This window comes from Brevundimonas phoenicis (assembly GCF_047237745.1).
Lineage (GTDB): Bacteria > Pseudomonadota > Alphaproteobacteria > Caulobacterales > Caulobacteraceae > Brevundimonas.
The window spans coordinates 1443732-1459856 of the sequence record NZ_JBDFLN010000001.1 but is presented as its reverse complement, the minus strand read 5'-3'; the positions used below and the strand labels follow the sequence as shown (position 1 = coordinate 1459856).

General features: G+C 71.0%; 14 protein-coding genes. 1 reads left to right on the top strand and 13 read right to left on the bottom strand.

The annotated features are described in order from the left end of the window. Window position 1: 1 nt before the first annotated feature. Window positions 2–2281 carry a CHASE2 domain-containing protein gene (locus ABC419_RS07270; protein WP_412877895.1) on the top strand — a complete coding sequence of 760 codons (2280 nt, stop codon included), beginning with the start codon at window positions 2–4 and terminating at the stop codon, window positions 2279–2281. An 18-nt stretch (window positions 2282–2299) separates the two neighbouring features. Here the strand turns inward: ABC419_RS07270 and ABC419_RS07265 are convergent, their stop codons facing one another. From ABC419_RS07265 to ABC419_RS07205, 13 genes are all read right to left on the bottom strand, one after another. After that, window positions 2300–2803 carry a hypothetical protein gene (locus ABC419_RS07265; RefSeq protein WP_412877896.1) on the bottom strand — a complete coding sequence of 168 codons (504 nt, stop codon included), beginning with the start codon at window positions 2801–2803 and terminating at the stop codon, window positions 2300–2302. Between the two features lie 75 nt (window positions 2804–2878). Beyond that, on the bottom strand, window positions 2879–3346 hold the full coding sequence (gene gspM, locus ABC419_RS07260; RefSeq protein ID WP_412877897.1) for a type II secretion system protein M: 468 nt from the start codon (window positions 3344–3346) through the stop codon (window positions 2879–2881). Next, window positions 3343–4446 carry a type II secretion system protein GspL gene (gene gspL / locus ABC419_RS07255; protein ID WP_412877898.1) on the bottom strand — a complete coding sequence of 368 codons (1104 nt, stop codon included), beginning with the start codon at window positions 4444–4446 and terminating at the stop codon, window positions 3343–3345. Before gspL ends, gspM begins: the two co-directional genes overlap by 4 nt. Window positions 4447–4456: 10 nt before the next feature. Next, window positions 4457–5413 (bottom strand): type II secretion system minor pseudopilin GspK, encoded by a 957-nt coding sequence (gspK, locus tag ABC419_RS07250; protein WP_412877899.1) that lies wholly within the window; start codon window positions 5411–5413, stop codon window positions 4457–4459. A gap of 26 nt (window positions 5414–5439) precedes the next feature. Continuing rightward, complete coding sequence (gspJ, locus tag ABC419_RS07245) at window positions 5440–6084, bottom strand: type II secretion system minor pseudopilin GspJ (protein ID WP_412877900.1); 645 nt, start codon at window positions 6082–6084, stop codon at window positions 5440–5442. Then, window positions 6081–6446: a type II secretion system minor pseudopilin GspI gene (gene gspI / locus ABC419_RS07240; RefSeq protein WP_412877901.1), complete on the bottom strand. Its 366-nt coding sequence runs from the start codon at window positions 6444–6446 to the stop codon at window positions 6081–6083. Before gspI ends, gspJ begins: the two co-directional genes overlap by 4 nt. Next, a complete protein-coding gene (locus tag ABC419_RS07235) occupies window positions 6439–6975 on the bottom strand; it encodes a GspH/FimT family pseudopilin (protein ID WP_412877902.1) in 537 nt (178 codons plus the stop codon). The genes gspI and ABC419_RS07235 overlap by 8 nt, the downstream gene beginning before the upstream one ends. Then, the gene (gene gspG, locus ABC419_RS07230; protein WP_412877903.1) at window positions 6944–7396 is read right to left on the bottom strand and encodes a type II secretion system major pseudopilin GspG; all 453 of its coding nucleotides are present in this window, start codon (window positions 7394–7396) and stop codon (window positions 6944–6946) included. The genes ABC419_RS07235 and gspG overlap by 32 nt, the downstream gene beginning before the upstream one ends. 11 nt (window positions 7397–7407) lie before the next feature. Next, window positions 7408–8619, bottom strand: a complete 1212-nt coding sequence (gspF, locus tag ABC419_RS07225) for a type II secretion system inner membrane protein GspF (protein ID WP_412877904.1) — start codon at window positions 8617–8619, stop codon at window positions 7408–7410. After that, on the bottom strand, window positions 8619–10112 hold the full coding sequence (gspE, locus tag ABC419_RS07220; RefSeq protein WP_412877905.1) for a type II secretion system ATPase GspE: 1494 nt from the start codon (window positions 10110–10112) through the stop codon (window positions 8619–8621). Before gspE ends, gspF begins: the two co-directional genes overlap by 1 nt. Further along, window positions 10109–12244, bottom strand: coding sequence for a type II secretion system secretin GspD (gene gspD, locus ABC419_RS07215; protein WP_412877906.1), 2136 nt, complete (start codon window positions 12242–12244; stop codon window positions 10109–10111). The genes gspE and gspD overlap by 4 nt, the downstream gene beginning before the upstream one ends. Continuing rightward, window positions 12241–13098: a type II secretion system protein N gene (locus ABC419_RS07210; RefSeq protein ID WP_412877907.1), complete on the bottom strand. Its 858-nt coding sequence runs from the start codon at window positions 13096–13098 to the stop codon at window positions 12241–12243. The genes gspD and ABC419_RS07210 overlap by 4 nt, the downstream gene beginning before the upstream one ends. Before the next feature lie 332 nt (window positions 13099–13430). Beyond that, window positions 13431–16124, bottom strand: coding sequence for a TonB-dependent receptor domain-containing protein (locus tag ABC419_RS07205; protein ID WP_412877908.1), 2694 nt, complete (start codon window positions 16122–16124; stop codon window positions 13431–13433). Window position 16125: the final 1 nt, after the last annotated feature.

The following is a 16125-nucleotide window of genomic DNA, read 5'->3' as shown; positions in this document are numbered from 1 at the left end:
CGTGCCCGCGCCCGCAGGGCCGAAAGGCGGCTGGAGAGGCTGGCTCGGCGCCCGCCTGACCGGCCGTCGCGCCCTGGTCGAGTGGGCGCTGGTGGCGACGCTGTCCGCCCTGCTGGTCGGCTGGATGGCGCTGACGCCTGTCGCCGACGGCGCCGACCACCTGGTCTATGACGCCCTGATGCGGGCCGAGGCGGGACCGGCCGACGAAGACATCGTCATCATCGCCATCGACGACCGCAGCCTGGAGGCCCTGGGCCAATGGCCCTGGCCGCGCGACCTGCACGCCCGGCTGATCGACCGCCTGACCCAGGCGGGCGCGGGGCCTGTCGCCTACGACGTCCTGTTCACCGAAGCCTCCCCGCAGGACGACGCCCTGGCCGCCGCCCTGGCCCGCAACGGCAAGGTCCGCCTGCCGGTGGTGCTGGACGCCCCCGGCCTGAACGGAGCCGCCTTTCGCGAGGACGCCCCTGCGCCGATCCTGACCGATGCGGCGGCAGGCCTCGGCCACGTCAATCTGACGGTCGACGACGACGGCGCCGTGCGCCGCCTGCCCCTCTATCTTCAGGCAGATGGGCGGACCTGGCCGCATCTGATCCTGCCCCTGGCCGCCGCCAAGGGCGCCGCACCCGCGCCGCCCGCGCTACACGGCGGCGACGAGCTTTTCGCCGCCTCGCCGGAAGCCCTGATCTATCGCGGCCCGCCCGGCGCCTTCCGCACCCTGTCCTTCGCCGACGTGCTCAGCGGCGAGACGCCCGCCGCCTTCCTGAAGGACAGGCTGGTGCTGGTCGGCGCGACGGCGCCGGGCCTGGGCGACCGTTACGCCACCCCGGCCACGCCGCACGGCGAACTGCGTCCCGGCGTCGAGGTGCAGGCCGCCCTGCTCCAGACCCTGATCGAGGGCGGCGGTCCGCGCAGCCTGTCGCCCGGCTGGGTTCTGATCCTGTCCCTGCTGCCGCTCGGCCTGCTGGTCGCCGGCTTCCTAGTGCTGCGCCCGGCCGCCAACATGGCCCTGGGGGCCGGGCTGATCGTGCTGACTCTGATCGCCGTCGCCGTCGCCTTCCTGGCGGGCGGCCTGTGGTTCCCGCCCTCGGCCGCCGTGGCCGGCCTGGCCCTGGCCTATCCGCTGTGGAGCTGGCGCCGCCTGGCCGCCGCCTCGGCCTATATGCAGAGCGAGGTCGAGGCCTTCGAGCGCGACGGCGTGCGCCTGATCGGTCGCGCCCAGGGCGGCGACGTGGTGGCCCGCCAGGTGGACGCCCTGCGCGCCGCCGTGCGCCAGGTGCGCGACCTGGAACGCTTCATCTCCGACGCCCTGCGAAGCCTGCCCGACGCCACGGTCGTGGCCGACCCGCACGCCCGCATCATCCTGTCCAACGACCGGGCCGAGGCCCTGTTCGGCGACCGACTGAGGGACGACGCCGACCTGCCCCTGCTGTTCCAGTCCCTGGGCGAACCGGCCTGGCGCCGCTTCCTCGATCCCGAGGGCGATCCCGGCGACATCACCACGCCCGACGGCCGCATCCTGAAAGCCGCCGCCGCCCTGCTGACCGACGCCGAAGGCCATCCGGTCGGCCACATCGTGCGCTTCGCCGACATGACCCGTTTCCGCGCCGCCGAGCGCCAGCGCGCCGAGGCCCTGCAACTGCTCAGCCACGACATGCGCGCGCCCCAGGTGTCGATCCTGACCCTGCTGGACGGCCCCGCGCCGCGCCTGGACCCCATGGTCGAGCGCCGCATCGCCGACTACGCCCGCCAGACCCTCGACCTCGCCGAGGGCTATGTTCAGTTGGCCCGCGCCGAGAGCCAGCCCTATCGCTCGGAACTGCTGGACCTGGGCCAGGTGGCGATGGACGCCGCCGACATCCTGTGGCCCCAGGCGTCGAAGAAGGGCGTCCGCATCCTGACGCCCGACGGCGAAGAAGAGTTCCTGGTTCAGGGCGACCCCGCCCTGCTTCGCCGCCTGACCACCAACCTGCTCGACAACGCCCTGAAGTACGGCCCGGCGGGCGGCGTCATCCAGGTCAGCCTGACCGGCGCCGAAGACGACGGCCGCCCGGTCTGCGTCCTCAGCGTCAGCGATCAGGGACCGGGCCTGTCGGAAGAAGCCGCGCGCCGCCTGTTCCAGGCCTTCGGCCACGGCGGCGCCGATCATCGTGGCGCGGGGCTGGGCCTCGCCTTCGTCCGCACCGTCGCCGAACGCCACGGCGGAACCATCCGCCACCAGCCCGAATCGCCGGGCGCGACCTTCATCCTGACACTGCCCAGGCTCATGGAAGGGGAATGAAGCTGCAGGCGGTCGGCCCTAGTTCGCCGCGTCCAACTGCGCCACCGCCGCCTCGGCCAACAGGCCCGGCGCGGTTTCGGCCTGACGCCGTCCCAGGATCGCCACCGCCGAGGCGCGGTAGGCCCCCGTCTCATTCCCCGGCCCGGTCAGGATCACCGTCAGGCTGTGCGTCTGGCGGCCCTGGCTCCACCATTGCGGCAGGCGCGGCGCATCGGTCCACTCGCCCTGGCGCGCATCGACGTCGGTGAAGACGCCGGTCTTCTGAGGCCGCACCGCATAGGCCGCCTCGACCCGCCAGGCGGCCTTGTCGTCCCCCTCGCGCCAACCGCGCGCGCTCAACGCCTGACGTACGGCCTCGGCCGCCGCGCGGTCGGCCTCGCTCGGCGCCTCGGCCTCAAGCAGGCGATAGGCGGTCACGTTCGCGGGCACGGCGGCCGACAACTGCGTCTCGACGCGCGGCGCAGAGGCGCAGCCCGCCAGGACGGCCGCGCTGACCAGAGGAAGAGCCAGACGAGTGATCATGGCTGCGATACCTGCCCCGCCGCGCTCTCCAAGTCCACAACGGACGACTCCCGCAGGACCGAAAAGCGCGCAGGCCTAGCCCCCGGACGCCAACGCGCCCGTGACGCCCAGCGTCCCGTCCGCGTTCTCGACCACGCCCAGTTCCTCGATACGCGCCCCGCCCTGCTCCAGCGCCGCCAGCCAGCCGAAGGCCTGGGCCGTCGTCACGCGATCCAGCCGGAAGCCCAGCCGCCCGCCCTCGGACATGCCCAGCGTCGGCTGCACCCCCGCCGCCGGGGCGGTGGAGGCGACCAGAGCCTGCAGATCGACCGCCTCAGTCGGTCGCGCGCCGCGCTGAACCACCGCCGTCTCGACCTGCGTCAGTTGTCGCTCGGCGGCGACGCGGGCGCGCGCCTGATCGGCCTGCCAGCCGTCCAGCGGCCGCACCACGCCCAGCCAGCCGACGACGCCCAGCACCAGCGCCCCCATGACCGCCAGCATCCGCCGCTCGCGCAGCGACCGACCGTCCCACCAGGCGGCGACGGAAGAAAACGGGGCCTTCATCGCGCGCCTCCGATCGTGAGCGTGCTGACCATGCGCCCGCCTTCCTCGGCCGAGGTTTCGTCAACCACCGCCAGCCCGGCCTCGGCCAGATCGGCGCGCACGGCGTCCAGATCATTGAACGTCGGATGGGCCAGGGTGACGCGCAGCCCCTCGCCGCCCAGGGTCGCGTCGTCCAGTTCGGCGCCCGGCACGCGCTCGACGGCGGCGAAGACGGCGGCCATCGCGCGCGCGGTCCCGCCCGGCGGCGGCCCGGCGTCGAGGCGCCGCAGAACCTCCGGCGCCGGATCGTCCGCCGTCGCCAGCTCAGGATAGAGCTTCACCGCCCCTGCCCGAGCGCCGGCCTCGGCGCGATCGGCCGCCGCGCGGTCGCGCAACCCTTCGGCCGCCATCAGGATTAGGGGCGAGACCAACAGCGCCGCCGCCAGACCCGCCGCCAGCCGCCAGCCTCTGGCTGCCTGTCCCCGCTCACGCCGGTCGTGGACCTGCAACAGGTCGACCGGCGCCGCCATCGCCCCCGCCGCCAGGGCCGCGTCCAACGCCTCCCCTTCCAGCCAGGTCAAAGAGCGCCCGGCTGCAACCGCCTCCGCCAGATCAGGCTGAACCGTCACCGCGAAGAGCGGGCCGCGCAGCGCCACGTCGGCCCCCGCCTGTGCGGCCGTCAACGTCTCCGCCTCCAGCGACGCAGGCAGGCACAGATTGTCCGGCACGACGGCCTCGGGCCGGATGTCGAAGGTCTCCATCCAGCGCAGCCAGGCCTGCAGCAGCTTGGCCGACACCGCCGCCGTCAGTCGCGGCCCGCCATCGACCGGCGCCGCGCCCAGGGCCACGTCCAACCCCTCGACCTCGCCCGCCGCCTGATCGCGCAAGGCCCAGCGCGCGGCGGCTCTGGCCTGAACCATATTGCCCGGCGGCAGGTCCAGCCAGCGCGTCATGACGTCGGCGCCGGGCGCCACGGCGATGGTGCGCATCGGCGGCGGAGCGTCGGCCTGATGCGGGTCCAGCTCACCGCGCCCGACGACGCGGCCCTCGCGGTCGACCAGCAGGAAACGCGCCGCCAGGGTCGCGTGGGTCGGGATGAACAGGATGCGGGCGTGGCTCATTCTTCCATGCTCATTCTTCAAGCGTCCAGCGACGGATGACGGTGCGCGCCGCGCCATGGGGCGCGACATGGATCAGGGCGGTGCGAACGGCGCGTGCGTCGCCGTGTTCGATCTCCACCCTCAGGTCGAAATAGCGGGTGGCCAGGGTGATCTGGCCCTTGGCCTCTTCGTCGACGACCACGCCCGACAGGGCGGGTTGAGCCCAGAAGGCGTCCGGGCTGCTCCAGCCCGTCGCCGGGCGCGCGGAGATGGCCGCCTTGGCCGCGCTCAACCCCACCACGCCCCGGCTGATCGCGACCAGCAGCACGGCGTCCCGCGGCTCCAGCGTATTCACATTCAGGGGCGACAGCCGCGCTTCCGGCAGGGCGCACAGATAGGGCCTCAACCGGCGATAGAGTTCGTCGTCCACCCCCGCCACAGCGCGCAGTTCGCTGATCTCGGCCAACATGACCCCGCCGGTGCGATAGGGCGCCGGGCGGCTGGCGTAGGCGGCGTCCTCGGCCCCCTGGGCCGCGACCTCGTCGTCGCCGTCCATCCAGTCGGTCAGGGCCGCCGCGACCCCCGCCATCCGCCCGCGCGGCAGACCCAGCGCGGCGCCCAGGACGATGAACTGCGCCGCGCCTTCGGGCCGGGCGATCAGATCCTCGCCCTGCCCCAGCACCAGACTGTTCAGGTTGAAGCAGGACTGGCCGTCGTGGATCACCGCCCGCCCCTCGCCCTCTTCCAGCGGCAGGGCGAAGACGCGGCCGTTCCATTGCGGCTGCAACGGCGTGCGCGCCGGATCAGCGCGGACCAGGTCGGACAGCCGCCGCCGCGCCAGCGCCTCCGCCCCCGCCGCATAGGCTTGCGCCTGCGCCTGGCTCTCGGCGTTGGTGGTGCGGCGCACGGAAAAGCGCACGTCGTCCAGCAGCACCACGCACAGCGCCGCCATCACCGCCACCAGCAGCAGGACGGTCAACAGGGCCATGCCCCGGCGATCGCGCGCGCGCGGCCTCATGCGGCGGCGACCAGAAACAACTGTTCGACCGGGCCGAAACCGTCGAGCGTCAGCGTCACCCGCACGGCGTCCGGCAGGGGCCGGTCGCTGCTGGCGGAAAAGGCGGGCGCCTCGGACCCGTTCTGGATGAAGGCGACGCGCGCCTCCGTCACCCCGCGACACAGCACCTGCGGCGGCCCGGCCCGCGCCCCGTCCAGATAGGGCGCCACGCGGCGCTCCAGCCGATCCTCGACCAGCCGGTACTCGACCCTCTGAACCGAAGCGCGCGGCGCCCCGTCCGGGTTGCTCCACCCGCTGCGGGCCAGCACCAGCAGCGGATCGCCCGGCCGTTGCGGCCCCATGATCGCCTGCGGCGACGGCCGCCCCGTCGGCCCGCGCACCCGCCGCCCCGTCGCCTGCGCCAGATCGGCGCGCAGCAGGGCGCGGGTGCGTTGCAGCGCCGCCACCCGGTCCGCGTTCGCCTTCACCGCGAACCGCGTCTCGATCGATTGCCCCAGCACCAGTGCGCCCGCTCCCGCCAGCAAGGCGAAGATCAGCAGGGCGATCATGACCTCGACCAGTGTAAACCCGGCTCTCTTTCTTCCACTATCGCTCGCCGCGCCGCGGCTCGCTGCTTGAGCGGGTTGGCGCCACCTCTTCATGCGCCCGCCGCCCGGAACAGCACGCGCTCGGCGGCCTGTTCCTCATCGGCGAAGACGCGCACGTCGATGCGGCCGACGCCCGGCATGTCGGTCGCGCTGACCATCCGCATCCAGCGCCATTCGCGACCGCCCAACATCGCCTGCCCCGACGTACTGCCGCTGGGCAGATCGCGCGCGATCATCGCCTCGGCGGCCACATTGTCGGCGACGACGCCGCCCAGCGTCCGTGTCTCGACCCGCGCCGCCGAGCGCGTGCTCTCGCCCGACAGGTTCAACAGCGCCATCGCCGCCAAACCGAACACGGCCAGGGCGACGAGGCATTCGATCAGGGTGAAGCCCGCGCGGCACGCTCCCTCACTCATGGATCGTCACCTCGCCCGCCCCGTCGATGGCGACAGTAACGGCCTGGCCCTCGCGCTCCAGCCGCATGCTGGCGGCGTCGGCGCCGCCGGTGGGATCGAACACGGCGCGCGCCGCTCCGGCGACGGCGGCGCCCTCGCCCCATGCCTGGGGCGCCAGAACACCGGTCAAAGGCGTCCAGACGACGCCGTCGAAACTCTCAAAGCCATAACCCGCCGCATCGGCGCGCAGGGCCACCGGTCGGTTGGTCATCACCGCCTCCTCGCGCGCCAGCGTCAGGCGTGCGGCGAACCGCTCGGCCTCGACCGCCAGCGTCGGGCGCGGGTCCGGCATGGACAGCAGCACCGCCCCCGCCGCCACGCCGATGATGGCGATGACGACCATTAACTCGACAAGGGTAAACCCTTGTCGTGCGCTAACGCTCCCCGCGCGGCGGCTCGCTTCTTCAGCGCGTTTGGGCGTTCCCACGGCTACCGAACCGGCCGGGCGAGAGAGCGCCTCAGCCCTGCCAGTTGCCGATGTCGGCGTCATTCCCCTCGCCCCCTTCCTGGCCGTCGGCGCCGAAGGACCAGATGTCGAACTGGCCGCCGTGGGCGCTGCGGCGACGGTACTGATAGGGATTGCCCCACGGGTCTTCCGGCAGGCGGCGGACATAGCCGCCCTGACGATAGCGTTCCGGCCGCGCCAGATCGGCGGGCGGCGCGGTCAGGGCCTTCAGCCCCTGCTGGTCCGTCGGGAAGGTCAGATTGTCGAGGCGATAGGTCTCCACCGCCTGCTCCAGCACCGAGATGTCAGCCCGCGCCTTGCCGACCATGGCCTTGTCCTGACTGGGCAGGACGTTGATCACCACCACCGTCGCCAGAAGGCCGATGATGACGATGACGACCATCAGTTCGACAAGGGTGAAGCCCTGACGTTTCTGACGCTTGTCCTGAATATCTTCGCTGCGCATGGAAGGACTCCTCACCCCAGAGCCAGGGTGTTGATCTGAAGGATGGGAAGCAGGATCGACAGCACGATCACGGCGACGATCCCGCCCATGACCACGATGATCGCCGGCTCCAGCAGGCTGAGCATCACGGCGGTGAAGTTGGAGAATTCGCGCTCCAGATAGTCAGCCGCGCGCTCCAGCATGGGCTCCAGCCGACCGCTGCTTTCGCCGGATGCGGTCATGTAGACGAGGATGGGCGGGAACACCTCGGCGCGGCGCATGGCGGCCGACAGCCCCCCGCCTTCGCGCACGGCCTCGGCCATCTGTTCGGTGGCGCGGCGCAGGGCGCGGTTGGAGACGGTGCGGGCGGTGATGGTCAACCCCTCCAGCACCGGCAGGCCCGCCGCGATCATGGTCGACAGGGTGCGGGCCATGCGCGCCCCGTGCAGATCGCGCGTCAACCGTCCGACCAGCGGCAGCCGCAGCACCCAGGCGTCCAGCTTCAGCCGCACCGCCTCGCGTCGCCGCGCGATCAGCCCCGCCGCGACGACGGCGGCGAGGATCAGCGCCATCAGCCAGCCCCAGTCACGCATCAGGTCCGACAGGCCGATGACCAGCCGCGTCAGCAGCGGCAGGGTCTGACCCATGCTGTCGAACTGATCGACCACCTTGGGCACGATGTAGGTCATCATGGCGACGATGACGCCCAGCGCCACCACCGCCAGCACGCATGGATAGACCAGCGCCGTCAGCACCTTGCCGCGCACGACCTCGTCCCGCTCCAGCCCGTCGGCGAGGCGTTCGAGAATGGGCTGGAGCGCGCCCGACTGCTCGCCCGCTGCCGTCATGGCGCGATACAGCGGCGGAAAGACCGCGCCCTGCTGGCCCATGGCGTCCGACAGGCGACGCCCCTCAATCACCCCGGCGTGGACGCCTTCCAGCACGCGGCGCAGGTTCGGCCGATCGGCCTGAAGCATCAGATTGCGCAGCGCCTCCTCCAGCGGAGAGACGGAGATCAGCGTCGCCAGCTGCCGCGTCGTCAGCGCCAACGCCTTGGGCGACAGCCGCCCGGCCTTGCCGGATTTCGACGCCGCGACCACGCCCGAACGGCCGGGCGACAGCTGCAACGGCGCCAACTGACGCTTCGCCAGCGCCTTGCGCGCGGCGATCTCGTCGGCGGCGGTCACGGAGCCGCTGACCGTCCGCCCAGCCGCATCGGCGGCGATGTAGTCAAAGGCCGCCATCAGGCCGCGACCTCTTCGGCGGCGGTTTCCTGACGCGCGACGCGCAGCGCCTCCTCGACCGAGGTGACGCCTTCCAGCACCAGCGCCAGCGCCCGGTCGGCCAACGTCCCGCCGCGCGCGAAGGCGGCGTCGAACACCGCGTCTTCATCCGCGCCCGAGGCGATCAGACGGCGCACCTTCTCGTCCACCGTCAGCGTCTCATAGAGGCCGATCCGCCCGACATAGCCGGTCGAGCCGCAGTCAGTGCAGCCGTGCGGCCGCCAGACGCGCACGCCCTCCTCGGCCCCGATCAGCCGCGCCGTCGCCTTGTCCGCCGTCTCCTCGATCCGGCAGTGCGGGCACAGGCGCCGCACCAGCCGTTGCGCCACTACCAGCCGCAGGGTCGAGGCCAGCAAGAAGGGCTCGACCCCCATGTCGCGCAGGCGCGTCACCGCCCCGGCCGCGTCATTGGTGTGGACCGTCGACAGCACCAGATGGCCGGTCAGGGACGCCTGAACGGCGATGGCCGCCGTCTCCGTGTCGCGGATTTCGCCGACCATGACCACGTCCGGGTCTTGGCGCAGAATGGCGCGTAAGCCAGCAGCGAAGGTCATGCCGACCTTGGGATTCACCTGCGTCTGGCCGACGCCCTCCATGGCGTATTCGACCGGGTCTTCGACCGTCAGGATGTTGCGCGAGCCGTCGTTCAACAGCGACAGCCCGGCATAGAGGCTGGTCGTCTTGCCCGACCCGGTCGGCCCGGTGACGAGGATGATGCCGTTCGGCTCGGCCAGCGCATGGCGGAAGGCCTCCAGCGCAGCCGGGTCAATGCCCAGCCGGTCCAGCGTCAGTCCGGCCTGATCCTTGTCCAGAATCCGCAGCACCACCCGCTCGCCCGCCCGCGAAGGCAGGGTCGAGACGCGCACGTCCAGCGATTTGCCGCCCAGCGTCAGGGGGATGCGCCCGTCCTGCGGCTTGCGCTTCTCGGCGATGTCGAGCCGCGCCATGACCTTGATGCGCGACACCAGCAGGGGCGCCACGCGCGGGTTCAGGCTCAACGCCTCGCGCAGCACCCCGTCCACCCGCATCCGCACCAGCAGGCGCGTCTCGTAGCTTTCCAGATGCACGTCCGAGGCGCCGATGCGGGCGGCCTCGGCGATGACGCCATTGATCAGGCGGATGACCGGCGCGTCGTCCGTGGCGTCCAGCAGATCAGCCGCCGCCGGAATGTCGTCCACCAGACTGTCCAGCCCGACCGGCAGGGACAGGTCATCGCCGTCGGCCGCTGTCAGCTGCTCGCCCGCATAGACTTCCGACAGCTTGCGATCAAAGGCGGCCGCGCTGAGAGGCGTCGCCTCCAGCGGACGGCCCAGAGCGCGGCGCGCCTCGACCAGGGCCAGAGGGTCGGCCCCTTCGCGCACCCCGACCGCCATCACCTCGCCCGCCGCCAGCAGCAGGACGCCGTGGGTCTTGGCGAAGCCGTAGGGCAGACGCGGATCGACGACGGTGATCACCGCGCGCCCCCCGTCACGGGCGGCAGCGGCCGGGCCGCGACCGACGCCACGGGGGCGATGACCAGCGGCTCGCCTGCTGCGGGCGCCGCAGGCGGCTGGGCCTGCATATAGTCGCGCAGCAGGGCGTCCAGACTGGGTTCGCGATCGGGGTGAACACGCTGCTGCTCGCCGCGCATATAGCCCCAGCGGTCCGCCGCCAGCCCCTGCGCGTCCGCCGTGGTGCGCAGGATGGTCGGGCGCAGGAAGACCATCAGATTGGTCCGTCCCCGCTCGCGGCTGGTCGAACGGAACAGGACGCCGACGCCCGGAATGTCGCCCAGCCCCGGCACCTTGCTGGTCTCCAGCCGGTCGTTCTGATCCAGCAGGCCGCCCGCCACGGCGATGTCGCCGTCATCGACGACCAGCGTCGTCTCCAGCTCGCGCTTGTCCAGGATCAGGTCGTTGGCGCCGCTGGTCAGCAGGCCGTTGATGCTCGACACCTCCTGCCGCAGGGTCAGGGTGATGGAGCCGCCGGCATTGATCTGGGGCCGCACCGTCAGGCGCACCCCGATGTCCTTGCGCTCGGTCGTGGTGAAGGGATTGGAGTTGCCGTCCAGAATGGTCTGGCCGGTGGTGATCGGCACCTCCTGCCCGACCAGGAAGGTGGCCTCTTCATTGTCCAGCGTCATGATCGACGGGGTCTGCAGCAGGTTGGAGCCCGCGTCCGTCTTGGCCGCATTGATGATGAAGCCGAACAGGCCGTCGCCCCACTTGCCGCCCGCCCCGCCGACGAAGCCGTTGGCGCCCAGCAGGCTGTTCAGCGCCAGGTTCTGCAACCGCTCGCGCAAGGGGTCGTCCTTGTCGAGTTGCCCTGCCGCCGCCCCGCCCGCGATGGGAACCAGCGGCGCCGCGCGGTCGGAATAGTTAGTCAGGCCGACGCCCTGCTCGCCCGCCATCAGCCACTGCACGCCGAGATCGCGCACGGCCTTGTCGCTCAGCTCGACGACGATGGCCTCGATCAGCACCTGCTGGCGGCGCACGTCCAGTTGGCGGATCACCTCGGTCAAGGTACGTTGCATATCCGCCGGGCCGGAGATGACCAGAGCGTTGGCGCCGGGGAAGCGGGCGATCGTCGCGCGCTGGCCGGTGGCGGTTACGGTGGTCGAGCCGATCGGCCCGCTGTCGACCTCGCCCGTCGTGGTCAGGCCGCCCTGCCCCATGCCGCTGGTCGTCTGGTTCGCCCCGGCGCGCGCGGTGCGCAGGCGCGGCGAGGACGTCGCCGCCGCATCACCCGGCTGGCCAACGATCTGTTGCAGGACCGGCAGAAGCTGCTCGGCGTCGGCGTGCTCCAGGAAGACGACGTTGACGTCCTGACTGGCCCGCGCCCGGCCGTCCAGATCGGCGATCAGGCCGCGCACCCGCGCCAGCGCCTGCCCGTCGCCGCGCAGCACCAGGGCGTTGGAGCTTTCGACCGGGGTGATCGTCACCAGACCCGGCCCGCCGGGGCCGCCCGTCACCTGTTGCAGCACGCCCGCGATCTCGCGCGCCGAGGCGTTCTCCAGCGCCACCACCTCATAGGCGGAACGGTCGACGTCGATGCGGCCCACCAGCGCCCGGATGCGCGACAGGTTGTCGGCGAAGTCGGCCACCACCACGCTGTTGGCGCCGGGGTTGGCCAGCACCTGCCCCTGCGCCCCGACCAGCGGCCGGATCGTCTCGGCGGCCGAGGCGGCGTCGATGTGGCGAAGGGTGAAGACCTCGGTCGAGAACCGTTCGGCGCCGACCGTGGCCGGTCCCTGCGCCGCGCCCTGCGCCGGACTGATGCGATAGGCGCCCGACGACGTCGGCGTCACCACCAGGCCATTGGCCCGCAGCGTCGACAGGAAGACCTCGAACAGCTGGGTGCGGGTCAACGGGCGCGGGCTGGACACCGTCACCGTGCCCGTCACCGCCGGATCAACGATGAAGGTGCGCCCCGTCGTGCGCGCCACATCCTGCACGAAGGCGCGGATGTCGGCGTTCTGGACGTTCAGCGTCTGGCGCGATTCCTGCGCCATCACCGGCGCGGCGGCCAGCGGCTGGACCGCCAGAACAGCGGCCAGAACGCCGGTCAACAGGGAGCGGCTTCCAGAGCGACGACTGGGGGCCTTCATGGGCGCGTCCTTACGGTGGAGGAGCGGACCTGACCGTCGCGCTCGAACTGGATCTGGGCCGAGGGAGCGTCGGCCAACTGGCCGCGCAGGGCGGCGAGCGCTTGCGGGCTGTTCAGGGCCGCGCCGTTGACCGACAGGATGACGTCGCCTGAGCGCAGGCCTGCGTTGCGCAGCTCGCCCCCGTCGCCCGAGGCGGACACGGTCAGCCCCTTGATCCCCAGGCCCTGGATGCGCGGCCGCAGCCCCGCCTGGGCGATCAGACGTTGAGGATCGACCACCACGCCTTCGGCCGAAGCGGATTGGGGCGCAGTCACGGCGGGTTGCGCCGCCGCTACAGGCGCAACGGGCGCAACGCCCGGGGCTATGTCGGGAAAGTCGAGACGAAACGGCGCGCCGCCGCGCGACAGCATGACGTGATCGGGCGCGACCGAGGTCAAGGTCAGCCCCGCCTCCAGTTCCTCGCCCGCGCCGACCGAGACCTGGCGTCCGTCCGACAGACCGATGATGGCCGAGCCGCCGCCCGCGCCGTCCGCGCGCACGCCGAACAGACTCAGGCCGCCGCTGTCCGACGGCGCCGCCTCGGCCCCGCCTCCGCCGTTGCGGAAGAAGGCGTCGAAGCGCGACAGCACGCCCAGGTCGACCTCCGGCAGAGGCCGCGCCTGCGTCGCTTGCGGCGTCGGCGCCGCGAACAGCCAGACCAGCCGCCCAGCCTGCACCAGAAGAAGCAGGATCAACGTCGCCTCGACCACGCGCCGCAACGGCGGACGACGAAGGGATAGGCGGCGAAGGGACAGGCCGCCCTTGCCCCACGAAACGGCGCTCAGTTTGCGAAGGCCAGCGAGCAAGGAAGACATCCCCAACGGCCTCTCGCGGCCGCAACGACTCCCTAGGCGGATGCTCCGTACCCGGCTCGCTCCGAACCATGACAGCGCCGAGAAGTTGTCACGACAGATACGGCGGGTTCGGACGTTTCGTAGTGAAAGTGCAGATGTTCCATCCCCGCTCATCCCGGCGGACGCCGGGATCCAGTAAGAGCCGCGAGCAAGCGAGTCAGAAATTGCAGAGGGCTTAGCCAAAGCACTGGATCCCGGCGTCCGCCGGGATGAGCGGTTGAAAAGGCAACACCCAAACAAAAGCCGGGAGGCCGCTAGACCTCCCGGCTCAAATGTTCAGGCGCAGTCTACGCTTAGAAACGCGCCGTCAGGCTGACCGAGGCGCTCTGGCCCAGGTCGTACTGGTTGATGCGGATCTTGTTGCCCTTCTCCTGATACTCCTCGAAGTCCGTCCCCAGCAGGTTGCGCAGCTCCAGGGCGAAGCCCAGGTCGCGCCCCTTCACGGTGAAGTCCTTGCGATAGACGAAGTCGAGGAAGGCGCCCGGCTCCTGCACATAGTCCGGCTCGCGCGCCGTGCCGACGCCCGCGCCGCGCGCGGTGATCCGCTCCGAGACGTAGTTCAGGATGAAGGTCGCCTGCGAGCGGGCCGTGTCGTCTTCCCAACCCAGCTGCAGGTTGGCGACGTGCTCCGACTGGCCCTGCAGACGGCTGCCGTCCTGGATGAAGAAGGACGCCTGTTCGGGACGGCCGCCGCCGCCCAGGGTGATAACGGTGTCGCCCTCGCCGACCGAAACCTCGGAGTCCGACCAGGTGTAGTTGGCCTGCACCAGCCAGCGCTTGTTGGAGATGAAGGCCGCCTGATCGGCGAACTCGAAGTATTTCTTCACCTCGGCCTCGACGCCCATGACGGTCGCTTCCGGCGCATTGAGGAAGGTCTGCTGGCGCTGGTTGCCGACATCGACGATCACCGCTTCGACCGGCTTGTCCAGCTTCTTGTAGAAGACGCCCGCCGTGACGAACTGCTGGCGGCCGAAATACCATTCCCAGCGCGCGTCCAGGTTCAGGATCTCGGTGTCCGTCAGATAGGGGTTGCCGATGAAGACGCGGTCGCTTTCCGGATCGGTGTAGGCCTGAGGCGCCAGTTCGCGGAACTGCGGACGGCCGATGGTCTTGGACGCGCCGAAGCGCAGTTGCTGATCCTCGGTGAAGTTCCACGTCGCCGTGAACGACGGCAGCCAGTACTGCTCCTCGATCTCGGTCGCCTCATAGGACGAGGTTCCGCCAAACAGGTCGCGCGGGGTCACGCTCTGCTGGCCGTCCTCGAAGCGGACGCCGAAGGTGGTGCGGATGGTCGGCACGAACTCGGCGTCGACCATGGCGTAGATCGCGTTGACCTTCATGTCGGCGTCATAGGCGTTGGCGCCGTTCGAGCCGGCGATCTCGCGCAGCTGCAGGGTCCACGGATTGATGTTGAAGTCCGAGAACAGATAGTCGATCCGCGCGCGACGCTGGCTGTCGGTCAGGCCGTTGACGGCCTCGAACTGCAGGTCGTGACGCTCGGCCGAGCGGGTGTTGTCCAGGGTCGAGGCGCCGACGCTGATGGTCGCCTCGCGCCCCGCCGCCATCGGCAGCTTATAGGCCAGGTCCACGCCGCCGGACCAGATTTCGTCGTCCAGCTCGCTGAACGAGATCTGGTTGCCCTGGACGTTGTGGATCAAGCGGTCCTGGGCGTCGACGCCGTACTGGAAGCGCGATTCATAGGGCGCGTCGCGCGAGGTCTTGGCGTAGGCCGCGCGCCAGTCCAGCTTCCACTCGCCGTCGGCGCCGAAGTAGTGCTCGCCCGCCAGTTGGCTGGTGAACAGCTGACGCACGAACCATTCGGTGTAGTCGTTGCGGATCACGCTGCCGCCGGCGTCGAAGTCCGGCCCGGCCGAGGTGCGCGCGCGCTTGGTCGTGGTGCGGACGTAGAGGTTGGTCCATTTCACCTCATGATCGTCAGTCGTCAGCGACAGGCCGCCCAGGAAGTTCAGGCGCACGTCGTTCTGGTTGGACTCGACGTCGAAGGTCGAGACCGGCACCAGGTCGTCGCCCTGGAACTGGCCCTCTTCCTGGATCGCCTGACGGGTGCGCCAGGAGTTGTCGTAGCCGGCCACGGCGATGACGCCCAGGTCGCCGACCTCGGTCGGGGTGCGGAAACCGCCCGCCAGCTCCAGGCTGCCGTCGACCGGCGTCTGCTGACGCTGCATCAGGCGCAGCGGCGCATTGACCATCGAGCGGCCCATCGTCTGCAGCTCGGCGGCCGAGAAGTTGGCCATGTTGATCTGCTTGCCGGTGCGGAAGGCCAGGTCGATCGGTCCCGGAATTTTGCGGGTCTCGTCGTCGAAGCCGGTCCAGTCGGTGTCCGAGCCGTAATAGACCAGGTTGTCGCGGCCCGTCGTCTCGGTGTTGCCGCCGATGCCCGCCTTGAAGGTCAGGAAGGGTTCGGCCGGGGCGTCCACGGTGCGCAGGTCGATGACCCCGCCGCCGAACTCGCCCGGATAGTTGGGGGAATAGGACTTCTGAACCGTCACGCCCGCCAGGATGCTGGAGGGGAACAGGTCCAGCGGCACCACGCGCTGCAGCGGCTCGGGGCTGGGCAGCGGCGAACCGTTCAGCAGGGCCGAGGAATAGCGCTCGCCCAGGCCGCGCACATAGACGAAGCGGCCCTCGACGATCGACAGGCCGGTCACGCGGGTCAAGGCGGCGGCGGCGGTGGAGTCGCCGGTGCGTTGCAGGTCTTCCGACGTCAGGAAAGCGGCCACCTCGGCGCTCTGACGGTTCGGCTGCGGGATATTGCGGCCCAGGACGACGATGTCGCCCAGTTGGGTGGCCGGGGTCTGCGACACCTGATCCGGGTTTTCCGGATCGGCGGGCAGTTCATTGCTCAGTGCCACGGCGGCGACGGGGGCGGACGCCTGGGCGAGCGCGAGGCTGGGCGCGCCGAAAGCGGCGACCAGGGCGCTGCTGGCCAGCAGCAGCCCGTTACGGGTCAGGGTCTTGTTCTTCATG

Bases quoted from the DNA above. Each gene is read 5' to 3' on its own strand.
- ABC419_RS07265 (WP_412877896.1), bottom strand. From the start codon at position 2,803: ATGATCACTCGTCTGGCTCTTCCTCTGGTCAGCGCGGCCGTCCTGGCG.
- gspM (WP_412877897.1), bottom strand. From the start codon at position 3,346: ATGAAGGCCCCGTTTTCTTCCGTCGCCGCCTGGTGGGACGGTCGGTCG.
- gspL (WP_412877898.1), bottom strand. From the start codon at position 4,446: ATGAGCCACGCCCGCATCCTGTTCATCCCGACCCACGCGACCCTGGCG.
- gspK (WP_412877899.1), bottom strand. From the start codon at position 5,413: ATGGCCCTGTTGACCGTCCTGCTGCTGGTGGCGGTGATGGCGGCGCTG.
- gspJ (WP_412877900.1), bottom strand. From the start codon at position 6,084: ATGAAGAGGTGGCGCCAACCCGCTCAAGCAGCGAGCCGCGGCGCGGCG.
- gspI (WP_412877901.1), bottom strand. From the start codon at position 6,446: ATGAGTGAGGGAGCGTGCCGCGCGGGCTTCACCCTGATCGAATGCCTC.
- ABC419_RS07235 (WP_412877902.1), bottom strand. From the start codon at position 6,975: ATGACGCCGACATCGGCAACTGGCAGGGCTGAGGCGCTCTCTCGCCCG.
- gspG (WP_412877903.1), bottom strand. From the start codon at position 7,396: ATGCGCAGCGAAGATATTCAGGACAAGCGTCAGAAACGTCAGGGCTTC.
- gspF (WP_412877904.1), bottom strand. From the start codon at position 8,619: ATGGCGGCCTTTGACTACATCGCCGCCGATGCGGCTGGGCGGACGGTC.
- gspD (WP_412877906.1), bottom strand. From the start codon at position 12,244: ATGAAGGCCCCCAGTCGTCGCTCTGGAAGCCGCTCCCTGTTGACCGGC.
- ABC419_RS07210 (WP_412877907.1), bottom strand. From the start codon at position 13,098: ATGTCTTCCTTGCTCGCTGGCCTTCGCAAACTGAGCGCCGTTTCGTGG.
- ABC419_RS07205 (WP_412877908.1), bottom strand. From the start codon at position 16,124: ATGAAGAACAAGACCCTGACCCGTAACGGGCTGCTGCTGGCCAGCAGC.